Consider the following 2,143-nt stretch of genomic DNA (forward strand, 5'->3'; position numbering starts at 1 on the left):
TAATCCAGTAAGGTCACGGGTAGAACACCCGTTGATAGGCTCTAAGTGGAAGCCCAGTAATGGGTGAAGCTGAGGAGTACTAACAGACCGAGGGCTTGACCTCTTCCATTGGTGTTAATGACAAGCGCTATGCAATCCTCAAGGTTCTAGTGAATATGAATCCCTAGCAACCGTCAGAACCAATTTGTACTGTTTATTTCTAACCGTTTTCCTTGGTGCTCCTGACGCAGTGGAACCGCGCTCATTCCTCTCGAACTGAGCCTGTGAAACACGGAAGCGGTAAAGATAGCTGGAGAAAAACCTCTTGCCAAAATAGTGAGTGTGCCAGGGACTATGCTTTAACGAGTCTCCTTTCTATCAGAAGGGAGGCTCTTGTCATTGCCTGACGATACAGAGAATACGAATGTCGGATTACTTTTACGTTGCTCAATCCGGAGTTTATACGGCAGAGGTTTGAGGCTTCAGTGCGGATGAAGGCGAGTATGGCTGAGGAGCGCTCATTAATGGTTTTGGCTGCCACTCCGGATAGCGCTCCTGTCTTTTGCACCTGCTAAAGGTTGCGAGTTGAGCATAGCTAAGCTATCAATGAGCAACATTTGATTGTAAAAGTCTTGGACAGAAGTGCTTGAGTCTTTTGCGTACTTAGAACGGTTGTGTCGCAAAAACTAGCGAATGGTAAGGTAAGCAGGACGACACTCTTCTCCTTGCCCTCCGATGTCTACTCCTGTTCTGTTTAAGTGGCGGCAGTTTCTGCCCCAAATCATCCTGCTGAATGTGCGGTGGTACTGCCGCTATTCCCTCAGCTACCGAAATTTGGAGGAGATGATGCAAGAACGGGGCATAAAAGTTGACCACTCGACGATCAATCGCTGGGTTTTGCAGTACGCGCCAGAGCTAGACAAACGGATTCGACAGCATCTGCAGCCAACGAACAATTCCTGGCGAACTGACGAAACCTATATCAAAGTCAGGGGAGTATGGAAATATCTGTATCGCGCTGTCGATTCAGCAGGTAATACCTTGGACTTCATGTTGAGTGCGAAACGTGATGGTAAGGCAGCAGCACGCTTCTTTGGCAAAGTACTCAAGGGTCAGCACACCCAAACCCCGCGAGTCATTACAGTGGACAAGAATGCTGCTTATCCGGTGGCAATAGACACTCTGAAAGCGGATAAAACTCTAGCAGCAGAAACCGAATTACGACAGAGCAAATACTTAAATAATGTGATTGAGCAGGACCATCGAAACACCAAGCGGATTGTGAAACCTATGATGGGGTTCAAGTCATTCAACACTGCGAGAAGAACCTTGAGCGGAATTGAAGCGATGAATATGATCAAAAAAGGACAAGTGAAAGGAATTGGGCTGGGGGACAGTGTGTCTCAAGCCAAGTTTATCGAAGCAATCTTTGAAGTGAGTGCTTAGAGCAACGCGAACGACATCGATCGTTTGTTAATCAAAAGTTTTTGCGACACAACCTTCCCAAGGACAAGAAGGTGAAATTGTTCCGTGTCATTGTCTCTACCGACAAGACGGAGTTTGTCGTCACAAACGACTTGACTCAAAACTCAACGCATGACACACAACAGGTGTGTGCCATGCGTTGGAAGATTGAGCAGTTTCATCGGGAAGTCAAACAAACGACGGGTATCGAATCGTGTCAATGCCGTAAGCAGCGAATCCAGCGCAATCATATCGCTTGTGCTTTGCTCGTTTGGACCCGCTTGAAGCAGCTTGCTCAGGCTACGGCAACCAGCATCTATCAACTCAAGAGCAGACTGTTATCCCACTATTTGATTGGGCAACTCAAATCACCCACTCTTGCTATGAAATTGGGCTAAGCTGACCACCACATTTAGTACATCTGCGTAAGTCCTGATACATTTTTGTGCAATGCCTATCTAGCAGCTACCCCAACGTTTTCCTTCTTGCTTATATTGTAGGCATTTAACCCGACTTGATATTAGAAGATTTTTTGAACGGCTCGGTGAGCTTGCAAATATGCTTTGAGTAACTCTTCTTCTGATTCGTGTCTCGTGTCAACTACCTTGCCCGATTTTTCTGATTCACCTTGTCCGGTTCAGGAATGCCTAGTTATAGTTGTCGCGTTAGGGTGACAACTATAGCTGGGTACTACAAGCAG

General features: G+C 46.6%; 1 protein-coding gene, 1 rRNA gene and 1 pseudogene. All 3 read left to right on the plus strand.

Annotated elements, in window-relative coordinates:
• Nucleotides 1-103 (plus strand): 23S ribosomal RNA (locus tag H6F88_RS00025); the annotation flags it as partial.
• A 611-nt stretch (nucleotides 104-714) separates the two neighbouring features.
• Nucleotides 715-1,425, plus strand: coding sequence for an IS6 family transposase (locus tag H6F88_RS00030; RefSeq protein ID WP_190640719.1), 711 nt, complete (start codon nucleotides 715-717; stop codon nucleotides 1,423-1,425).
• 68 nt (nucleotides 1,426-1,493) lie between these two features.
• Nucleotides 1,494-1,841 (plus strand): annotated as a pseudogene (locus tag H6F88_RS00035) (transposase); the annotation flags it as partial.
• Nucleotides 1,842-2,143 lie beyond the last annotated feature (302 nt).

This window comes from Oculatella sp. FACHB-28 (genome assembly GCF_014696015.1).
Lineage (GTDB): Bacteria > Cyanobacteriota > Cyanobacteriia > Elainellales > Elainellaceae > JAAUTN01.

Excerpts from the sequence above, each read along its gene's own strand:
- H6F88_RS00030 (WP_190640719.1), top strand. The coding sequence starts at position 715 with ATGTCTACTCCTGTTCTGTTTAAGTGGCGGCAGTTTCTGCCCCAAATC.